The organism is Sphingomonas sp. Leaf9 (genome assembly GCF_001421355.1).
In the GTDB taxonomy this organism is placed as follows: domain Bacteria; phylum Pseudomonadota; class Alphaproteobacteria; order Sphingomonadales; family Sphingomonadaceae; genus Sphingomonas.
In genome coordinates, this window is sequence record NZ_LMKC01000001.1 from 642191 (window position 1) to 662692 (window position 20502).

16 protein-coding genes, 1 tRNA gene and 1 pseudogene are annotated in these 20502 nt (G+C 66.4%); 13 read left to right on the top strand and 5 right to left on the bottom strand.

Annotation, left to right across the window (positions count from 1 at the left end; translation table 11 throughout):
• Positions 1 to 73 precede the first annotated feature (73 nt).
• The 10 genes from ASE58_RS03100 to aat all read left to right on the top strand — a co-directional run bounded on the left by ASE58_RS03100 (position 74) and on the right by aat (position 15180).
• A complete protein-coding gene (locus tag ASE58_RS03100) occupies positions 74 to 1102 on the top strand; it encodes a LacI family DNA-binding transcriptional regulator (RefSeq protein WP_055817749.1) in 1029 nt (342 codons plus the stop codon).
• Positions 1099 to 4158, top strand: a complete 3060-nt coding sequence (locus tag ASE58_RS03105; RefSeq protein ID WP_235513470.1) for a TonB-dependent receptor — start codon at positions 1099 to 1101, stop codon at positions 4156 to 4158. Before ASE58_RS03100 ends, ASE58_RS03105 begins: the two co-directional genes overlap by 4 nt.
• Positions 4159 to 4233: 75 nt before the next feature.
• Complete coding sequence (locus tag ASE58_RS03110) at positions 4234 to 5637, top strand: glucoamylase family protein (RefSeq protein WP_055817753.1); 1404 nt, start codon at positions 4234 to 4236, stop codon at positions 5635 to 5637.
• On the top strand, positions 5634 to 8672 hold the full coding sequence (locus tag ASE58_RS03115) for a discoidin domain-containing protein (protein WP_235513471.1): 3039 nt from the start codon (positions 5634 to 5636) through the stop codon (positions 8670 to 8672). The genes ASE58_RS03110 and ASE58_RS03115 overlap by 4 nt, the downstream gene beginning before the upstream one ends.
• A gap of 52 nt (positions 8673 to 8724) precedes the next feature.
• On the top strand, positions 8725 to 9699 hold the full coding sequence (gene coxB, locus ASE58_RS03120; RefSeq protein WP_055817757.1) for a cytochrome c oxidase subunit II: 975 nt from the start codon (positions 8725 to 8727) through the stop codon (positions 9697 to 9699).
• Complete coding sequence (ctaD, locus tag ASE58_RS03125; protein ID WP_055817759.1) at positions 9696 to 12221, top strand: cytochrome c oxidase subunit I; 2526 nt, start codon at positions 9696 to 9698, stop codon at positions 12219 to 12221. Before coxB ends, ctaD begins: the two co-directional genes overlap by 4 nt.
• Positions 12218 to 12598, top strand: a complete 381-nt coding sequence (locus ASE58_RS03130; protein ID WP_055759872.1) for a hypothetical protein — start codon at positions 12218 to 12220, stop codon at positions 12596 to 12598. The genes ctaD and ASE58_RS03130 overlap by 4 nt, the downstream gene beginning before the upstream one ends.
• Entirely contained in the window at positions 12595 to 13188 is a 594-nt protein-coding gene (locus tag ASE58_RS03135; protein WP_055759868.1) for a cytochrome c oxidase assembly protein, read from the top strand. Before ASE58_RS03130 ends, ASE58_RS03135 begins: the two co-directional genes overlap by 4 nt.
• Positions 13185 to 14234 (top strand): c-type cytochrome, encoded by a 1050-nt coding sequence (locus ASE58_RS03140; RefSeq protein WP_055759865.1) that lies wholly within the window; start codon positions 13185 to 13187, stop codon positions 14232 to 14234. Before ASE58_RS03135 ends, ASE58_RS03140 begins: the two co-directional genes overlap by 4 nt.
• Positions 14235 to 14430: 196 nt before the next feature.
• Positions 14431 to 15180: a leucyl/phenylalanyl-tRNA--protein transferase gene (gene aat / locus ASE58_RS03145; protein WP_055817761.1), complete on the top strand. Its 750-nt coding sequence runs from the start codon at positions 14431 to 14433 to the stop codon at positions 15178 to 15180.
• Positions 15181 to 15215: 35 nt separating this feature from the next.
• On the opposite strand, the pseudogene ASE58_RS17430 reads toward aat, so the two are convergent.
• The 5 genes and pseudogenes from ASE58_RS17430 to ASE58_RS03170 all read right to left on the bottom strand — a co-directional run.
• Positions 15216 to 15449: pseudogene (locus ASE58_RS17430) on the bottom strand (DUF2155 domain-containing protein); the annotation flags it as partial.
• A 215-nt stretch (positions 15450 to 15664) separates the two neighbouring features.
• Positions 15665 to 16057, bottom strand: coding sequence for an NADH:ubiquinone oxidoreductase subunit NDUFA12 (locus ASE58_RS03155; protein WP_055817766.1), 393 nt, complete (start codon positions 16055 to 16057; stop codon positions 15665 to 15667).
• A 45-nt stretch (positions 16058 to 16102) separates the two neighbouring features.
• Positions 16103 to 16582 (bottom strand): DUF192 domain-containing protein, encoded by a 480-nt coding sequence (locus tag ASE58_RS03160; RefSeq protein ID WP_055817768.1) that lies wholly within the window; start codon positions 16580 to 16582, stop codon positions 16103 to 16105.
• A gap of 4 nt (positions 16583 to 16586) precedes the next feature.
• Positions 16587 to 17111 carry a cold-shock protein gene (locus tag ASE58_RS03165; RefSeq protein WP_055761517.1) on the bottom strand — a complete coding sequence of 175 codons (525 nt, stop codon included), beginning with the start codon at positions 17109 to 17111 and terminating at the stop codon, positions 16587 to 16589.
• A gap of 128 nt (positions 17112 to 17239) precedes the next feature.
• Positions 17240 to 17767, bottom strand: a complete 528-nt coding sequence (locus ASE58_RS03170) for a regulatory protein RecX (RefSeq protein ID WP_156347586.1) — start codon at positions 17765 to 17767, stop codon at positions 17240 to 17242.
• A gap of 125 nt (positions 17768 to 17892) precedes the next feature.
• On the opposite strand from ASE58_RS03170, the gene ASE58_RS03175 reads away from it, so the two are divergent.
• The 3 genes from ASE58_RS03175 to ASE58_RS03185 all read left to right on the top strand — a co-directional run bounded on the left by ASE58_RS03175 (position 17893) and on the right by ASE58_RS03185 (position 20439).
• Entirely contained in the window at positions 17893 to 19647 is a 1755-nt protein-coding gene (locus tag ASE58_RS03175) for a fatty acyl-AMP ligase (RefSeq protein ID WP_055817771.1), read from the top strand.
• A gap of 88 nt (positions 19648 to 19735) precedes the next feature.
• Positions 19736 to 19811, top strand: a tRNA-Trp gene (locus ASE58_RS03180).
• A gap of 49 nt (positions 19812 to 19860) precedes the next feature.
• Positions 19861 to 20439: a YqaA family protein gene (locus tag ASE58_RS03185; protein ID WP_055761514.1), complete on the top strand. Its 579-nt coding sequence runs from the start codon at positions 19861 to 19863 to the stop codon at positions 20437 to 20439.
• The last annotated feature ends 63 nt before the right edge of the window (positions 20440 to 20502 follow it).

Sequence of the window (20502 nt, forward strand, 5' to 3'; positions counted from 1 at the left end):
AAGAGCGAACGGCAGGCGGCCGTCGGATTCGCCGCGATGGGCGCGGTGACGCAGGGAGTGGACGGACAAGCGCATGGCGAATGCCACCATCCGCGACGTGGCGCGTGCGGCGGAAGTATCCGTCGCATCGGTGTCGCGCGTGCTCAATCGCCATGACAATGTGCGCCCGGCGCTCCGCGAAAAGGTGGAGGCCGCCGCGCGGGCGCTGGGCTATGTCCCCCATGCCGGCGCGCGCTCGCTCAGCCTTGCCCGGTCGAACGCGATCGGCGTCGTGCTGCCCGACCTGCACGGCGAATTCTTTTCCGAACTGCTGCGCGGGATGGACCGCGAGGCGTCGGAGCGCGGATTGCAGCTGCTGCTGTCGAACATGCATGCCGATCCGGCGCGCGGCGTGGAGGCGCTGCACACCATGCGCGGCCGGGTCGACGGGCTGGTGGTGATGGCACCGCATATCGACCCCGACCAGCTTTTCGGCCACCTGCCGCCGGGGGTGCCCGCGGTCCTGCTCAGCTGTGCGCCGCATCATCAGCCGCGTCCCGAATTGCGCATCGCCAATGCCGCCGGCGCGCGGGCCATGGTCGACCATCTGGTCGCGACCGGACGGCGGCGCATTTTCCATCTCGCCGGGCCTGCGGGAAATATCGATGCCGAAGAACGACTTGCCGGATACCGCGAAGCGATGGCCAACGCAGGCCTCGAACCGGTCGTCGAACGCGGAACCTTTCTCGAGGATTCGGGCGTTTCGGTAGCGGAACGATGGGTTCGGGAGGGGGCGGACGTCGATGCGGTATTCGCCGCCAACGACATGATGGCGATCGGCGCCCTGATGGCATTGCGCCGCGCCGGTGTCGCCGTACCCGACCGGATCGCCGTTGCCGGGTTCGACGACATCCCGCTCGCCCGGCTCATCTCGCCCTCGCTCACCACGCTGCGCATCGACATCGCCGAATTCGGCGAACGTGCGGTCGCCCGCCTGATCGAACAGATCGACGGCGGGGACGATTGCAGCGTCGAACTGCGCGCACCCCTGCTGGTCGTGCGCGAAACCACTTCACCAAGGGAAGACCCGGAAAACCGGGAAACAAGGGGAATACACGCATGAGGAATACGATGTTCCGCGCGGCACTCGCCGCGGCCACGACGCTGGCGACGGGGGCGGTGCTCGCGCCGGTCGCCGCCTATGCCCAGGTCGGACAGGCATCGCTGCGCGGCACGATCACGTCGCCGGCCGATAACAAGGCGACGCAGGTCACCGCGGTCGAGGTCGCGACCGGTATCCGTCGCACCGCCACCATCGGGGCTGACGGGACGTACAACTTCGCCTCGCTGCGCGCCGGCACCTATCGGCTGGAAATCCAGCTGGCCAACGGCACGCGCAACTCGGACGAATTCACGCTGCGTGTCGGCCAGAATGCGGGCCTCGATCTCGACCTGACGACCGCCGCCGCAGCGCCGGCCGGGGAAACCACCGAGACCGATCCGGGCAGCGTTGCGTCGAACGACGAGGAAATCATCGTCACCGGCAGCCGCATCCGCACCCTGTCGGGCGGCCAGGTCGGCATCAACATCACCCAGCGCCTGATCGAGCAGCTGCCGCAGAACAACCGCAACTTCCTCGCCTTCGCCGACTTGGCGCCGGGCGTGCGCTTCGTCGAGGAAGGCGCCAACGGGCAGGCCCGCCTGCAGGGTGGCGCGCAGCGTTCCAACTCGGTCAACGTGTTCATCGATGGCGTCAGCCAGAAGGATTATGTCCTCAAGAACGGCGTGACGGGTCAGGATTCGTCTCCGGGTAACCCGTTCCCGCAGCTCGCCATCGGCGAATATCAGGTGCTGTCGTCGAACTATAAGGCGGAGTTTGACCAGGTCAGTTCGGTCGCGATCGTGGCCGGTACCAAGTCGGGCACGAACGAGTTCCATGGTGAAGGGTTCGTCGACTACACCAATCAGGACCTGCGCGATCGCCGTCCGACCGAACTGTTCCCGACCCGCGTCGCAAAGGTCGACACGAAGGACATGCAGTACGGCGTCGCGCTGGGTGGCCCCATCGTCAAGGACATCGCGCACTTCTTCGTCAGCTATGAAGGCAAGCGGCAGGAACGCCCGGTCGACGTGCTGCCGGGCAATGGCGTCGACATCAACGTGATCCCGGCCGAACTGCGCTCGCGCTTCGGCAACTTCACCAACACGTTCAACGAAGACCTGATCTTCGGCAAGATCGATATTTCCCCGACCGGGGAAGACCTGATCGAACTGTCGGGCAAGTACCGCAAGGAAAGCGGTGACGACCTTGGCAGCGGCATTAATGCGTTCTCCACCCGGACCAACAATTCGGTCAAGGACGTGCGCGGCCTCGCTCGCTGGCAGCACACCGCCGACAACTGGATCAACGATTTCCGCGTGTCCTACGAGGACGTGCTGTGGTCGCCGCGCCCGGTCGAACAGGATATCAACCAGTTCTTCCAGCGCACCGAAATCACCGGCACCGGTTCGCGCCGCATCGACCTGCTGCGTATCGGCGGCGGCACCAATTTCCAGGAAAAGGGCCAGAAGGGCTGGACCGTCCAGAACGACTTCACCTTCACCGGCCTCGAAGGGCACACCTTCAAGGCCGGCGTGAAGGCGAAGTGGGTCAACCTCACCACGCTCGAACAGAACAACATCAACGGTTCCTATACCTATGATGTGAACCTCAACAGCCCAACCGGCTTCCAGACCAGCGTCCCCTACCGCCTCGTCTTCGGTGCCCCCAGCGGCTTCGGCAGCTCGACGATCGAGTCGAAGAACTTCCAGTTCGGCATCTATCTGCAGGACGACTGGGACGTTACCGACCGCCTGACGCTGAACCTCGGCGTGCGGTGGGATTACGAACGCACTCCCGCGTTCCTCGACTTCGTGACGCCGCAGTCGAACCTGACCGCGATCTCGGCCGCGCAGTATCCGAACCTGCAGAACGCCGATTACAACATCAACGACTATATCTCGACCGGCAACAACCGGAAGGCGTTCATGGGCGCCATCCAGCCGCGCGTCGGCTTTACGTATCGCATCGACGAGGATGGCCGCTTCACCGTCTTCGGCGGCTTCGGCCGGTCGTACGACCGCAACCAGTTCGACTTCCTTCAGCAGGAATTGTCGGTCGGTGCCTTCCAGCAGCGCACCTTCCTGTTCCAGGGTGCGGACCAGCTGAACCCGTGCACCCCGTCGGCGACCTGTATTGCGTGGAACCCGATCTACCTGACCGCGGAAGGCCGCGCGCAGCTGGCACAGAGCAGCACCGGCGGCGGGCGCGAACTGCGCTTCATCAAGAACGATCTGAAGATGCCGTATTCGGACCAGTTCTCGCTGGGCTTCCGGTCGCGGTTCAACCCGATCGAACTTGAAGTCGGCTATCAGCATATCTCGAGCCGCGATGGCTTTGTGTATCTGCTGGGTAACCGCCGCCCCGATGGGTCGTTCTTCGCCCCGGCCCCCACGGCGCAGAACCCGACGCCGCAGTCGCCGTTCGGCTTCACGCCGCCGGGCTTCGGTTCGATCATCATCGGCGACAATGGTCTCAAGACCGACGCGGACTCGGCCTATGTCAAGCTGACCAAGCCGTATTCGCCGACGTCGCCATGGAGCCTCGACGCGACCTACACCTTCACCGAAGCGTCGGAAAACCGTCAGTTCGGCGAAACCTTCAGCCTCGATTTCCCGTCGATCGACGATTACCCGACGCTGCGGTCGGTCGGCGTGCCGCGCCACCGCTTCGTCATGGCGGGTAGCGTCGACACGCCGATCGGGCTGACGCTGTCGAGCAAGTTCTCGATCGAATCGCCGATGTTCATGGTGAACTCGTTCGACAGTTCGAACCCGTATCAGCGCAACTTCGTCGGCCGGTTCCGCGACAGCCTGGGTGACCAGTGGGGTCGTCGTCAGCTCGACGTCGCTGCCACGAAGTACATTCCGATCCGCTTCGTCAACGATACCGCGCGGATTCGCTTCCGCGTCGACATCATCAACCTGATGAACGATCGCAACTACATCGACTTCAACAACTCGCCGCTCGACAACAGCCGCTCCGACGGCACGCAGTCGGTCTATGGCGAACGGTCGTCGTTCAGCATCGGCGGCAACCAGCCGCGCACGATCAAGCTGTCGGCGGGCTTCAACTTCTAACCCCTTCCCTCCCCTGCCGGGACAGGCTCCCCCGCCTGTCCCGGCTTTTTTTGTGTCCAATAAAGGGGCCTGCTTGTGATCGATCGCCGTTTCTTCCTTGCCGCCAGCACCGCCGCGCTTGTCGGGGCCTGCACGCCACGGACCGGGATCGCACCCACGCCTGCCCGCAATCCCGACCTTTTTTCCGATATTCAGGAACGCGCATTCCGCTTCTTCTGGGACACGACCGATGCCGCGACCGGCCTTGCGCCCGATCGGTGGCCGACGCCCAGCTTCGCCTCGATCGCCGCGATCGGCTTTGCGCTGACCGCCTATGGCGTTGGCGAAAAGCATGGCTGGATCACCCGCCAGCAACACGCCGAACGCACGCTGACCACGCTGCAATTCCTCGCAGACGCGCCGCAGGGCGACGGCGCGACGGGTTTCAGCGGCTACAAGGGCTTCTTCTACCACTTCCTCGGCGTGACCAAAGGGCAGCGCTTTGCCCGCTGCGAGCTGTCGACGATCGATACCGCGCTGCTGCTGGGCGGGGTGCTGTTCGCGCAGAGCTGGTTCGACCGCGCCGATCCGAACGAGGTCCGCATCCGCGCGCTGGCCGAGCAGCTGTACCGCGCGGTCGAATGGGACTGGATCATGCCGCGCCCGCCGTTCGTGTCGATGGGCTGGCACCCGGAGAGCGGCTTCATCCGCTCCGACTGGAATATCTACAACGAGGGCATGATCCTGTACGTGCTGGCGCTGGCCAGCCCGACGCATCCACTGCCGCCTGCGACCTGGGGCGCGCTGACGCAGCAGTTCGACAAGAGCTGGGGCAATCGCTGGGGTGAGCCGCACCTGCAATTCGCGCCGATGTTCGGTCACCAGTACAGCCATGTCTGGATCGATTTCCGCGGCATCCGCGACCCGTATATCGCTTCCAAGGGCATCGATTATTTCGAGAACAGCCGCCGTGCGACCTATGCCCAGCGCGCCTATGCCAATGAAAATCCGGGCGGCAAGGTCGCCTATGGCAATGACTGCTGGGGGCTGACCGCCTGCGACGGGCCGGGCGACTTCACCGTCACGATTGATGGCAAGCCGCGCGAATTCTACAGCTATTCCGCGCGCGGCCCCGGCGAGCGTGACGATGGAACGCTGGCGCCGACTGCCGCGCTCGGATCGATCGCCTTCGCACCGGAAATCGTCGAGCCGATGGTGAAGACGATGCACGCCCGCTATGGCGCGGGCATCTATGATAAATATGGCTTTCTCGACAGCTTCAACCCGACGCTGACCCGCACCGACGAACCGCTGAAGCATGGCAAGCTGGTGCCGGGCGTGGGCTGGGTCGATGGCGATTATCTGGGGATCGATCAGGGGCCGATCGTGCTGATGATCGAAAACCGCCGATCCGGCATGATCTGGGAGGTGATGCGCCGGAACCCGCATATCCGGCGCGGGCTGGAACGCGCCGGGTTCAAGGGGGGCTGGCTGGCGTGATCCCGTTCGTCCTGCTGGCGGCGGCGGCACAGGCACAGCCGCTCGACCGGTTCGACGGTGTGGCGGCATGGCGCGCGGCATCGTCGGACGGCGTGAGCGCCACCGCGACCGCCGTGCCAGGCGCAACCGACAAGGCGCTGCAACTGCTCTATGATTTCGCGAAGGTGTCGGGCTACGCCTTCGTCCGGCGGACGCTGCCGATCACCTTTCCGCCAAACTGGGAAATGCGGGTGAAAATCCGCGGCTCGGGCGGGGTCAACGACCTGCAGATCAAGTTCACCGACGCCGACGGCACCAATGTCTGGTGGGTGACCAAGCCCAATTTTCGTCCCTCTTCGGATTGGCAGGAACTGCGCATCCGTCCGCGCGACGTGCAGTTCGCGTGGGGGCCGACGCCCGACAAGACGCTAAAATTGACGCAGGCGGTGGAGATCGTCGTCGTGCGCGGGCGTGACGGCGGTGCGGGTACGATCGAGATCGACGACTGGACCTTCGAAGCCCTGCCCCCGCCCCGCCCGCTGCCCGCCCCGGTGGCGAGCGACCGCAAAGCCATCGATGGCGACGGGACGACGGTGGCCAAGGGGCCGGTGACGATCGATTTCGGCGGCCAGCGCGAACTGGGCGGGGTGGTACTGCACTGGGCCGGTGCCGCGCCCGCTTACGCCATCGAAGCTAGCGACGACCGTCGCCGCTGGCGCACGCTGCGCAGCGTTCGCCAAGGCGATGGCGGCAGCGATCCGATCGCGCTGCCCGATACCGAAACCCGCTATCTGCGGATCAGCGGTGCGACGGGGTTGGCCGAGGTCGAGGTAAAGGACCGCGCCTGGGCGGAAACACCCAATGCGTTTATCGCCGGCCTGGCGCGTAACGCCCCGCGCGGCCGCTTTCCGCGCAGCTTCACCGAGCAAAGCTATTGGACATTGGTCGCCAGCGACGGCGGCGCGGTCAGCGGGCTGATCGGCGAGGATGGCGCGGTCGAGATCGCCAAGGGTGGCTTCTCGGTCGAACCGTTCGTGGTCGACAATGGCCGGACGATCGCATGGAGCGATGTTGCCACCGGCCATGCCCTTGAAGACGGCTATCTGCCGATCCCGCATGCGACGTGGACTGCGAGCGGATGGACGCTCAACACCAGCCTGTTCGCCGATGCTGACAGCAAGCGGCTAATGGCGCGCTGGACGCTGAAGAACACCGGCGACAGCCCACGCACGCTCCGCCTCGTGCTGGCGGTGCGGCCGTTTCAGGTGAACCCGCCTGCGCAGTTTCTCAGCCAGCGCGGCGGGGTCAGCCCGATTTCGACGCTGGCGTGGGACGGTGGCGCGATGGCGGTGACGACGCCCGGTGCGATCACCGGCGATGCGGCGGTCACCCGGCGGCTGTTCCCGCTCGCTGCCCCGGCACAGGCATGGGCGACGCCATTCGATCGAGGGGCGCTGACCGATCCTGCAACGCCGGGCACGGCAGTACGGGTCGAGGACCCGACGCAGCTCGCCTCGGGCGGGTTGGCGTATGACGTTACGCTGGCACCGGGCGCAAGCTGGACGACGGCGATGGCGCTGGGCGGCGATGCGCCCGTAACGCAGGCGACACTCGACGCCGCCCATGCCGCGACCCGTGCCAGCTGGCAGCGGACGCTGGGCGCAGTGACGATGACCGTGCCGGCGATGAAGCAGTCGCTGGCGGATACGGTCAAGTCGGCGCTGGCGCAGGTGTTGATGAGCCGCGACGGCCCCGCGCTGAAGCCCGGCACCCGCTCCTACGACCGGAGCTGGATTCGCGATGGCGCGATGATGACGGAAACGATGCTGCGGATGGGCGTCGTCGCCCCCGGCCGCGCCTTTGCCGACTGGTATGGGCCGAACCTGTTTGCGAACGGAAAGGTGCCGTGCTGCGTCGATGCCCGCGGACCCGATCCGGTGCCGGAGAACGACAGCCACGGCCAGTATATCCACCTCGTCACCGACCTGTATCGCTATACCGGGGACAAGGCGGCACTGGCGCGCGACTGGCCGAAACTGGACGCAGCACGGCGTTATATGGAAACCCTTGCCCAATCCGAACGGACGGCGGCCAACCAGACCCCCGAGCGGCGGATGCTGTTCGGGCTGATGCCGCCATCGATCAGCCACGAGGGCTATTCGGCCAAGGCACAGTATAGCCTGTGGGACGATTTCTGGGCGCTGACCGGATACAAGGACGCCGCCTTCGCCGCGCGCGTGCTGGGCAAGCCGGAGGCGGCGGAGATCGAGGCGCAGCGCGACCGGTTCCAGCGCGATCTGCACGCCGCCATCGGCGCTGCAGTCAAATTCTGGAAGATCGACTATCTCCCCGGTGCGACCAGCATGGGCGATTTCGACGCGACCTCGACCACCATGGGCCTCGACCCGGCGGGGGAACAGGCGCGGTTGGACCCGACGCTGTTGGCCAATACCTTTGACAAGCAATGGCGGCGGGTGATGGCGCGGCCGGTCAGCAGCGACTGGGCGGACTATACCCCCTATGAGCTGCGCAATGTGTCGGCGATGGTTCGGCTGGGCTGGCGCGACCGGGCGAACCGGATGCTCGATTTCTATATGGGCGACCGGCGGCCGGGCGGGTGGAATGGCTGGGCCGAGGTCGTCGGGCGCGACCCGCGCGAAATCCGCTTCCTGGGCGACGTGCCGCACGCATGGGTCGCGTCGGACTATATTCGCGCCGCACTCGACCTGTTTGCCTATGTCGAACCGGAAAGCCAAGCGATCGTGCTGGCGGGTGGCCTGGACGGCGATTGGCTGGCGGGCACGGGATCGGACGTGCGCGGGCTGCGCACGCCGTACGGCACGGTCGATCTGGCCATCCGGGCGGACGGGGATGTCGTCGTCGCGACCATCGACGGCGGGGCGATGCCACCCGGCGGGTTCGTGCTGCCATGGCCGTTGGCGGGCGAGGCCGGACGCGCGACGATCGATGGCAAGGTCGTCAGGATCGCCAAGGACGGCCTGCACATTCCGGCGCGCAGCGGACCAATTGCAGTGCGGATGGAACGCCCGCGCTGAAATCTCGTTTCGTTACCGTGCCGTATACATCGGCGCGGGGCGAAAGGGGAATATGCGCGGCTTGAAAGCCAGTTTGGGTGCAGCCGCGCTGCTGTTGTTGGGGGCATGTAACCGGCATCAATCGGCGCTCGACGTGTTCGGCGACGAAGCCGCGACCGTCCGCCATCTCACCGTCATCATGCTGATCGGCGCGATCATCATCGCCGCCGGTGTCGCGGCGTTGATGATTACCGCCGTGCGCGCGCCGGAGGGCAAGCTGACCCTGCGGAGCGGTATGCGGCTTGTCGGGTGGCTGGGCGGCGTGCTGCCGGTCGTCGTGCTGCTGGGCCTGCTGCTCTACAGCCTGCCCGCCATGCGCCCGCTGCCGGTGGCGAAGAACGACCTGCGCATCGCGGTGCAGGGCGAACAATTCTGGTGGCGCGTCCGCTATCAACCGCCGGGTGCCGCGCCGGTCGTCACCGCCAACGAAATCCGCGTGCCCGTCGGCCGCGTCGTGCAATTCGACCTGACCGCCGGCGACGTGATCCACAGCTTCTGGATTCCGGGGCTGGCCGGCAAGATGGACATGATCCCCGGCCGCACCAACACACTGGTCGTTCGCGCGACAAAAGCCGGCAAGTTCCGCGGCGTTTGCACCGAATTCTGCGGCCTCAGCCACGCGCTGATGGCGTTCGACGTGGTGGCGATGGAGCCGGCCGCGTTCGACGCGTGGCTGGCCAACGAGCGCCGCCCCGCCGCCCCGGCCGCCGACACCGCCGCCGGTGCGCGCGCCTTTGCCGCCAATGGCTGCACCGGTTGCCACGCCATCGCCGGCACGCCCGCCGCCGGGCAGATCGGCCCGGACCTGACCCATATCGGCAGCCGCACGTCGCTGGGCGCGGGCACGATGCCGATGACCCGCGACGCGCTGGTCCGCTTCATCGTCGATGCGCCGGCGGTAAAGCCCGGCGCGCGGATGCCCGCCTATCCGCAAATGCCGCGTCAAGACGCACGGGCAATCGCCGCCTATCTGGAAAGCCTGAAATGAGCCTACACGCGCAAGACGATCCCGCGCTCCGCGCCGCGCAGGAGGAACGCCTTCGTGCCGTGTGGAAAGCGCCGCAGGGCATTTTCCTGCGCTGGACCGACTGCAACAACAACCGCGTCGGGGCGTGGTACACGCTGACCGCGTTCGGCTTCATGCTGTTCGCGGGCGTGCTGGCGCTCATCATGCGCACCCAGCTGGCGGTGCCGGAAAACGATCTCGTCTCGGCGAACAGCTTCAACCAGCTGTTCACGCTGCACGGTTCGATGATGATGTTCCTGTTCGCCGTGCCGATGTTTGAAGCGGTGTCGATCATCCTGTTGCCGCAGCTGCTGGGCGCGCGCGACCTGCCGTTTCCGCGGCTGTCGGCGTTCGGATATTGGTCGTTCCTGCTGGGCGGCGTGTTTGTCAGCGGGTCGATCTTCTTCAATGCCGCGCCCGATGGCGGGTGGTTCATGTATCCGCCGCTCACCACCCGCACCGACCTGTCGGGGCTGGGTGCCGACATCTGGATGCTGGGCCTGAGCTTCATCGAAGTGTCTTCGGTGGCGGCGGCGGTCGAGCTGATTGTCGGCGTGCTGAAGTGCCGGCCGCCGGGGATGCGGCTCAACCTGATGCCGCTCTATGCGTGGTACATCCTGGTCGTCGCAGTGATGATCCTGTTCGCCTTCCCGCCGCTGATCGCGGGTGACGTGCTGTTCGAAATGGAGCGGTTGCTGAACTGGCCGTTCTTCGATGCGGCGCGCGGCGGTGATCCACTGCTGTGGCAGCACCTGTTCTGGATTTTCGGCCACCCGGAAGTCTATATCGTCTTCCTGCCGTCGATCGCGCTGTTCGCGATGATGATCCCGACCTTTGCCCAGCGGCATCTGCTCGGCTATCCATGGATCGTGCTGGCGGCGGTCGGCACCGCGTTCCTGTCGTTTGGCCTCTGGGTCCACCACATGTTCGCCACGGGGTTACCCAAGATCAGCCTCGCCTTCTTCTCAGCGGCCTCCGAGGCGGTGGCGATCCCGACCGGCATCCAGATTTTCGCGTTCATCGCGACATTGTGGGCGGGCAAGGTCAAATGGTCGACGCCGCTGCTCTTTGCCAGCGGCTCGCTCGCGGTGTTCGTCATCGGCGGGCTGACCGGCGTGATGGTCGCGATCGCGCCGTTCGACTGGCAGGCGCACGACACCTACTTCGTCGTCGCCCATCTGCATTACGTGCTGATCGGCGGCACGCTGCTGCCGCTGTTCGGTGGCCTCTATTATTACTGGCCGCTGATTACCGGCAAGAAACTGTCGGACAAGATGGGCCGCACCGCGTTCTGGATGCTGTTCGTTGGCGCGAACCTGACCTTCTTCCCGATGCATTTCAGCGGGTTGTACGGCATGCCGCGCCGGGTGTTCACCTACCCCAGCGAACTGGGCATCGATTACCTCAACCTTGCCTCGACCATGGGTGCCTATCTGTTTGCGCTGGGCACACTGGTCGTCTGCATCGACCTCGCCCGGTCGCCCTGGCGGCCCAAGGCGGCGCGCAATCCTTGGCATGCCGGCACGCTCGAATGGCTGGCGCATCCCGATGACGAGGATTGGGGCATCCGTTCGGTCCCGCTGATCGAGAGCCGCTACCCAATCTGGGACCAGAAGGATTTCGTGAAGAAGGTCGACGAAGGCCGCTTCTTCCTGCCCGATGCGGAGGAAGGCCGGCGCGAGACGATCGTGACCACCGTCCTCGACGCGCGCCCGCTCTATGTCGTGCGCCTCGGCACGCCCAGCTGGGTGCCGATGCTGACCGCGATTGCACTGGGCAGCGTGTTCATCCTGACCACCTATCACCTGTACTGGTGGTCGCTGGCCGGTGCGATCGCGACGCTGGGTTTCGTCCTCTACTGGCTGTGGACCGGCACCGCCGAAATTCCGGAAAAGCCGTCCAAGCCGATCGGGCACGGCATCGAACTGCCGCTCTATGTCTCCGGATCGGCAGCGCCCGGATGGTGGGCGATGTTCATCACGATGATGGCCGACGCGACCGCCTTTTCGGGCCTCGTCTTCGGCTATTATTTCTTCTGGACGGTGCATCCCGAATTCCCGCCTTCGGGCCCCGGCATGGATGGCCCCGGCACCTTCTGGCCGATGGTGGCGCTGGCCGTCGCGGCGGTCAGCTGGATCGCGACCGTGGCGGCGCGGGAGAGCAACAAGCGGGGCGGCGTCGGTGCAGCGCGCGGGTTGCTGGCGCTCGGCATCCTTGCCAGCCTTGCCGGCATCTGGGCCGGGTTGCAGGGGCCGCTGACCACCGGGCTCGATCCTGAACTGCACAGCTATCCCGCGATCGTGTGGGTGCTGGTGATCTGGACCACCGCCCATGCCGGCGTCGGTGCGATCATGCAGGCCTATACGCTGGCACGCAGCATGGCCGGGCGGATGACGCCGACGCATGACGCCGACCTGCGCAACATCACGGTCTATCAGCACTTCATGGCGCTCACCGCCATCGTCACCTATACGACGATCGGCCTGTTTCCGGGGGTCGCATGAAGCGCGGGCTGCACGGCATGGTGGCCAAGCTGAAGGTCACGCTCTGGTCGCTGATCGTGCCCCCGACGGTATGGGCGGTGCATTTCCTGTTCTCCTACCTGTGGGCCGCAATCCACTGTGCGAAGGTCGGCGGGTTTCCGCGCTTTCCGATCCTCTACACGGTCGGGACGGTGATTGCGCTCGCGCTGATCCTGGCGGCGGGAATCGTCGCCCACCTCCAGTCGCGCGTGCCCGGCGACGTGCCCCCGCATGAGGAAGGCACCGACAGCGACCGCATCCGCTTCCTCGCCTTCTCCACCGTGCTGCTGGCGGCGCTCAGTTTCGTCGGCGTGATCTTCACCGCCGCGCCGGTGCTGTTCCTAACGGATTGCCGATGAGGCGGACGAGCCTGATCGTGGGGCTGGTGCTGCTGCCCGCCGGGTGGCTGGCGGCGGCGCAGGCGGGGATGGTTGGGCATATGGCCGGGCACATGATCGCCGTCGCCATCGCTGCGCCGCTGCTGGCGTTCGGGCTGGCGGACACCCGCTTCGATCCCGCGCGCCGCTGGCCGCAGGCGGTCACGCCGCTTGCCATGTCGCTGGTCGAGCTGGCAACGGTGTGGGGCTGGCATCTGCCCGCGCTCAGGATGCTGGCCGACACGCATCTGGCGGCGATGATCGTCGAACAGGCGATGTTCCTTTTGGCCGGGTGGCTGCTGTGGGCCGCCGTGCTCGGCACCGGACCGGATCGGCGCGCGGCGGGGGTCGGCGCGCTGCTGCTGACCTCGATGCACATGACCCTGCTCGGCGCGCTGATCGGCCTTGCGCCGCGTCCGCTCTATCCGGCGATGGCGCATGGGATGCACGACGCGCTGGCCGACCAGCAACTGGGCGGGGTCGTCATGCTGATGATCGGCGCGGCCAGCTATTTCCTCGGCGGCCTTGCCCTGCTCGCCACCCTGTTACGCCACCCGGAGCCGACGCCATGACCATCCGCCTCACCTGGAAGCGCGTGATCGTGACGCTGCTCGGCATCTTTGCGTTCGGCATGGCCTTTGCCTGGTCGGGGCTGTTCAACGTCGCGGCATCGTCGGGCCACTGGGCGATCAGCGACTGGTTCCTGCACTGGGTCATGCGCAATTCGGTGCAGACCCATGCCGCCTTCTCAACGCCGAAGGACGCCAAGGACGATAGCGGGCTGGTCAGCGCGGCGGGCTATTACGCGTCGTCCTGCGCATCGTGTCACGGCGCGCCGGGCGTCCGGCCGCTGCCGCTGATGCAGGCAGCGACGCCCCCTGCCCCCGACCTGTCGAAAAACGCAAAGGAATGGACCGACCGCCAGCTGTTCTGGATCCTGGAACACGGCGTGAAGTTCAGCGGCATGCCTGCCTGGGCCGCGAAGGACCGCCCGGACGAGGTGAAGCGCATGGTTGCCTTTGTCCGGCGCCTGCCGACGATGACCCCGGCCGAATATCGCGTGCTGGCGGGCAGCAATGCACAGGGGTTCGGATCGGCGAACGGTCGGTTCGACAGCTGTGCCGGTTGCCATGGCACTGACGGCCTGGGTCGTGGTCAGCGCGACATTCCGATCCTGGCCGGGCAGAACCCCGCCTATCTCGCCGCCGCGCTCGAAGCCTATGCCGCCGGCCACCGCCAGAGCGCGGTCATGGGCAATGCCGCCGCACAGCTGACGCCCGAAGAGCGCGTGGCGCTGGCGCAGCGCTTCGCTGCGATGCCGGGCATCGCGCCGGGCCGTGGCGGCAATGGCGATGCAGCGGCACGACAGATCGTCGAGCGTGGGTTGCCCGACAAGCAGCTCCCCGCCTGCCGCAGCTGCCACGACGCCGCCGGGGTCAAGCGCTTCCCGGTGATCGATGGCCAGCGATCGGTCTATATCGCCGGGCGGCTGCGCCATTGGCGCGGCGAAAAGGAAGTGGTCGACGCGCGCAAGGATCAGGCGACAATGCCGGTCATCGCGCGGCGCATTCCGGAGGACATGATCGAACCGGTTGCCCGCTATCTGGCCGGGGAGTGAGCGGCGATTGTCGGGGCGGACCGGTGTTCACGTCTACAACGTCACCCCGGGCTTGACCCGGGGTCCCGCTCCTTTCCGACGGTAGCAGAACAAGCGGGACCCCGGGTCAAGCCCGGGGTGACGAGGTCGGCTATCGGTCTCGGAACGGCGGGCAACGCGTTGACAATGGTTCAGTCCGACCGGAAACCGCTCTAGCATGCGTCCGATGGCTCCCGATTTCGACCTCGACCCGCAGACGGTCCTGCGCGCCTATGCCAGCGGCATCTTTCCGATGGCCGACGACCGCGATGCGCACGGCATTTATTGGGTCGAGCCGAAGCTGCGCGGCGTGCTGCCGCTCGACGGGTTCCACCTGTCGCGGTCGCTGCGCAAGCTGGTCGCGTCGGATCGCTACCGCGTCACCGCCGATGTCGCGTTCGAGGAGATCATCGAGCTTTGCGCCGAAAGCGCGTCCGACCGGCCCGAGACATGGATCAACGGCACGATCGAGCGCGCCTTCCTGCGGCTGCACGAAATGGGCTTCGCCCATTCGGTCGAGATATGGGACGGCGACCGGCTTGCCGGTGGGCTGTACGGCCTCGCGCTGGGACAGGCATTCTTCGGCGAATCGATGGTCAGCCGCGCGCCCAGCGCGTCGAAGGTCGCGCTGGCATGGCTGGTCGCGCGATTGAAATTTGGCGGATTTCGGCTGCTGGACTGCCAGTTCCAGACCGATCATCTGGCGACGATGGGCGCGGTGGAGATCCCGCGCAAAGCCTATTCGGCGCTGTTGTCCGATGCGCTGGGAATCGATTCGGCGGGTACCGGGCTGGTGTCGGGCGCATTCGACGCGCTCGACCGGCGCGGGGCATTGGCCGCCGGTGCCGCCGCCCCTGCCCCGGCCGATACGGTGTCGGGACCGGTGTCGGGGAAGGACATCGTGCAGCTCTTGGGCCACACGTCATAGATCGGGTGGAGCACGACGTTCAGCGCCGGACGCTCCTTGAACAGCCAGCCCGAAAAGGCGCGCCGCCACTTCGCGTCGGTACCGCGCACGTCCATCTGGACGAACGCGCCGGTATATTGCTCCTGCTCCCATGGCGCGGTGCGTTCGCAGGCGCGCAGCCGCACGATCACGTCGCCGACGCGTACCGCCTGTCCGGGCTTCAGCGTCAGGTCACGGGTTTCGCCGTTGCGCTTGTTCAGCAGCCCGACGACCGCAACCCGCTCCGCCATCGGCGTGGCGCCGGCCAGCAGGCGACTGTCGAGGCCGGTATCGACGCTGACCACTTCGGCGGAACCGGGGCGCGGACGGGCCGATTCGGGAACGGCGACTTCCGCACGCGGCCCTTCGGGTGCCGCCTGTCGCGATTGCCAGCGCTGCCAGCCGAACCAGCCGCCGACCGCCAGCAGGGCCGCAATCGCCAGCCCGACCAGCCAGCGGCGCAAATTCACGCGTCGGGGCTCCACGCCTCGTAATCGCCGGTGGCGCGCACGCGGGCGCCGCCCTTGTCCAGCACGCCCGGCGGACGATAGGCGAGCGCGGTGCCGGTCTGGTTCGGGATCGCCGGCTTCTGCCACTGGCGCACCGGCGGCAGCGACTGGTCGGGCGTGCCCTCGATCTGATGGTGCAGCCAGCTGAACCATTCGGGTGGCACGCGGCTCGAATCATTCGATCCCGAATAGATCACCCAGCGGCGCGGGTTGCCCGCCGTGTCGCGACCGCCCTCGTAATAGGCGTTGCCGAGGTCGTCGGTGCCGACCTGCGTCTTGCCGCGCAGACCGATCCAGGTGCCGAAGGTGGCACCGTTCCACCAGGTGAAGACGTTCGCGAGGATTCCCATGCGCGACCGCTTAGCGTAGCCCCACGCGCACGACAATGGGGTGGATCATTTCCACGCCACCTTGTCGCCCGCCGCAATACCCAGTTCGGCGGCACGCCCGCCGCCCAGCTCCAGCACCGCCGACACCGGTTCGCCCGACGGGACCGGCGCTTCGGAAAAGGGCACGGTATTCTCGGCCACGGTCGCGATCGTGCGGTCGGGGCGGATGAACAGGATGTCGAGCGGACTGGGCGTGTTCTTCATCCAGAAATTGGCCGTTCTGGGCGGCCCGCCATCGGGGGGATAGGGCGCGAACAACATGCCCGCATCGGGCGCCAATGGCGGACGGTACATCAACCCCTGCTGCTGCTGCGGCTCGGTTGCCGCTACCTCCACGGTGAAGCGGTGCGCGGTGCCGTCGGCGGCGGTGATGGTCAGCGCGGTCTTTGCCAGCGCCGCCGGTTCGTCGCCCGCCTTGTCCTTGCATCCGCCCAACGACGCCAGCAGCGCGACCGCCGCCAGCCCGGAAACTCCCAATGCTCTCACGCTGTTACTCGCCCGTTTCGACCAGAACGGCCAATGGCCCCTTCTGCCCCTCCACGATGCGGGCGACAAGCCGCTGTTCGGGATCGACCTCCTCGATCCCGCCGCGCCGCAGCGTTTCCATATGAACGAAGACGTCGCCGGGCTTGCCGTCGCGGACCAGGAAGCCATAGCCTTTCAGGCGGTTGAACCATTTGACTGTGACCGGTTCGAACGGCCCGGCCTGATCGGCCAGCGCCACGCGGTCGGGGCGGTCGGCAACGCGCCGCACCGGTTCGATCGCGCTGGACAGGTCGATGTCGATGATTTCCACCGCCTGCATGCCGCGCGACCGCCGTACCGCGTTGCAGGTGATGACTGCCCCTTCGGGCAGCGTCCGGCGGCCATGCGCCTCCAGCACCGAAAAATGGACCAGAACGTCGCCGATCGTCGAATCGTCGGCCACCGCGAACCCGAAGCCGCGCGTCACGTCGAACCATTTGATCGCGCCGCGCACCGCCGGGATCACGTCCTCGTGCGCGGCCGCCATCATGGCCGGTACCGCATGTGCCGTCACGCAATCATCGGCAATCGTTCGCGCTTCCAGACGCATCGTCGCTTGCTCCCCCTGGGGCGCATTCTAACACGATGTTTCACGAACGCGACGATTTCTTTACGATATCATCCCTCCCAATCCGTATCGTCGCCGGACGCCTCCAGCCCCACGATCCGCCGGGCGAGTGCCGGGGCGTGCCCGGCGCGCACCATAGCCGCGATCTGTTTCTCACGACGGTCGCGCTCGACCGGGGCGGTCGCGAACGGGCCGATCCGCTTACGCCGGGCAAAGGCGAGCGCGGCGGCTTCCGCCCCCTCCTCCAGCGTGTCGCGAAACGCCCCGGCGTCATCCGCGCCGACGCCCGCCTGGCGCAGAGCGTCCTGCACCCGCCGCGCGCCCAGACCCCGCCGGGTCATCGACGCTACCCGCGCCTCGGCAAAGGCGCGGTCGTCGACATAGCGCAGCTCCGCCATCCGGTCGGCCAGCGTGTCGATATCGACCGGCCCCTCGCTGCCGCGCTCGCGCAGCTTGCGGTTGAGATAGGTCACGAGTTTCGCCCGCGTGGTCGCATAGCGTTCAACATAGCGTAAGGCTGCACGCTCCAGAGCGGGCTGGTCGAGCGGCGGAAGCGGACGGCGAGGGTCTCGGGACATGCGCCATGTTTGTGCCACACTGGGCGGCGATTTTGAAATCAACTGTGCCGCGCGGTCCTTTGCCGCTATGGCGACACGCTTCGGACGCCGCGTATCGCGCGAACGGGCCTGAGAGTTGGACAAGAATGACGACGAATCTTGAAGGAAGTGTTGCAGTTTCGCCGGAAGCCACCCCGACCGTGGACGCGTTGCTGCGCCGGTTCGCGGACTTCGCGACGCTGGGCGACGCGATGGATTATGCCGCGCAGGGGACGCGCGGGCTGAATTTCCATGACGCGCGCGGCACGCTGAAACGCCCCTATCCCTTCCGCGAGATGCGCGAGGATGCGCTGCAACAGGCCTATCGCCTGATCGCCAAGGGCGTGCGCCCGAACGACCGCATCGCGCTGATCGCCGAGACCGGGCCGGAATTCGCCGCGCTGTTCTTTGGCGTCGTTTACGCCGGCGCGTGGCCGGTGCCGCTGCCGCTGCCCACCTCGTTCGGTGGGCGCGAGGCCTATGTCGAACAGCTGCGGGTGCAGCTGGCCAGCTGCGATCCCAAGACGCTGTTCTACCCCGCCGAACTGGAAGCGATGGCCGGTGAAGCCGCGCGGATCGCCGGTGTCGAAGGCGTTGATTGGGAGAGCTTTTCGGCGGCCGAGGCCCCGGCGGTCGAGCTGCCCAAGGCGTCGACCGACGACATCTGCTACCTGCAATATTCCAGCGGATCGACCCGTTTTCCGCACGGGACCGAGATCACCCATGCCGCGCTGCTGAACAACCTGTCGGCGCACAGCCATGGGATGGAACTGGTCGAGGACGATCGCTGCATCTCGTGGCTGCCGTGGTATCACGACATGGGGCTGGTCGGCTGTTTCCTGTCGGTCGTCGCGAACCAGGTGTCGACCGACTATCTGAAGACCGAGGATTTTGCCCGCCGTCCGCTGGCGTGGCTCGACCTCATCACCCGCAACAGCGGCAATTCGATTTCCTACTCACCGACCTTTGGCTACGACATTTGCGCGCGGCGGATGTCGAGCCAGACGAAGGCGGCCGACCGGTTCGACCTGTCGCGCTGGCGGTTGGCGGGCAACGGCGCGGACATGATCCGGCCCGACGTGATGCAGTCGTTCGTCGACGCCTTCGCCGATGCGGGGTTCAAGGCATCCGCCTTCCTGCCGTCCTATGGCCTGGCCGAAGCGACGCTGGCGGTGGCGATCATGCCGCCGGGCGAAGGGATCATCGTCGAACTGGTTGAAGAGACCGAACTTTCCGGCGGCACCGGCCGCGCCGACCGGCCGCAGCGGTACCGTGCGATCGTGAATTGCGGGAAGCCGGTGAAGGACATGGCGATCGAAATCCGCGAAGAGGACGGCAGCCCCCTGCCCGAGCGTGCGATCGGCAAGCTGTGGTGCAAGGGCCCGTCGCTGATGAGCGGCTATTTCCGCGATGAAGAGGCGACTGCGGCGTGCATGGTCGACGGCTGGCTGGACACCGGGGACATGGGCTATCTGTCTGACGGATATGTCTATATCGTCGGCCGGGCCAAGGACATGATCATCGTCAACGGCAAGAATCACTGGCCGCAGGACATCGAATGGGCGGTGGAGCAGCTGCCCGGGTTCAAGGCCGGCGACATCGCCGCCTTTGCTATCACGACGCCGGGTGGCGAGGAAACGCCCGCCGTGCTGGTCCAGTGCCGCGCGTCGGATGAGGGCGAGCGCCAGCGGCTGCGCGAGGAAATTCGCGAGCGGGTACGGTCGGTTACCGGCATGAACTGCGTCATCGAACTGGTCCCGCCGCGCACCCTGCCGCGCACGTCATCGGGCAAGCTCAGCCGGGCCAAGGCACGCAAGCTGTACCTCGAGGGCGAGATCAAGCCCTACGCCATCGCCGCCTGATTTTTCACTTTCCTACAGCCCCGCGCTTCCCTATCCCGGATTTGGCCTTGCCCTTCCGGTTCTACCGGGATAGAGGCCGCGTCCGCACACGAGTGTAGCTCAGCTGGTAGAGCATCGGTCTCCAAAACCGAGGGCCGGGGGTTCGAATCCCTCCACTCGTGCCAGCGCGCCGCCGCGCCGATCCCCGCAACTGATGGACTGGATTCGACGACGATGTTTCGCGCGCTGTACGACTGGACGCTTCGCCTTGCCAATCATCGCCATGCGGTGCGCAGCCTGGCGGTCGTGTCGTTCTGCGAAAGCTCGTTCTTTCCGATCCCGCCCGACGTCGTGCTGGTGCCCGTCATCCTGCAGCACCGTAGCCGCGCGTACCAGATCGCGGCGATCTGCACGATCGCGTCGGTCATTGGCGGGATGGTCGGCTATGCCATCGGATATTTCCTGTGGGATACGGTCGGCGCGTGGGTCATCAACCTGTACGGGTTGCAGGACAAGGCCGCCGCGTTCCAGGCGTCGTTCGCGAAATATGGCGCGGCGATCATCCTGCTGAAAGGGTTGACGCCGATCCCGTTCAAGCTGGTCACGATCGCGTCGGGGCTGGCCAAGTTCAACTTCGCGCTGTTCGTCATCACCGCGGCGATCACCCGCGCCTTCCGCTTTTTCCTGATCGCATTCCTGCTGAAGAAATATGGTCAGCCGGTGCAGGACTTCATCGAAAAGCGCCTGACGCTGATCGGTATCCTGGTCGTCGTGGCGATCGTCGGCGGGTTCGCGGCGGTCAGCCTGTTGTAACCGTTTCGGATGTGGTTGCCGGAATCGTAACTTCGGCGAAACGACTGCCCGGCCACTAGCCCC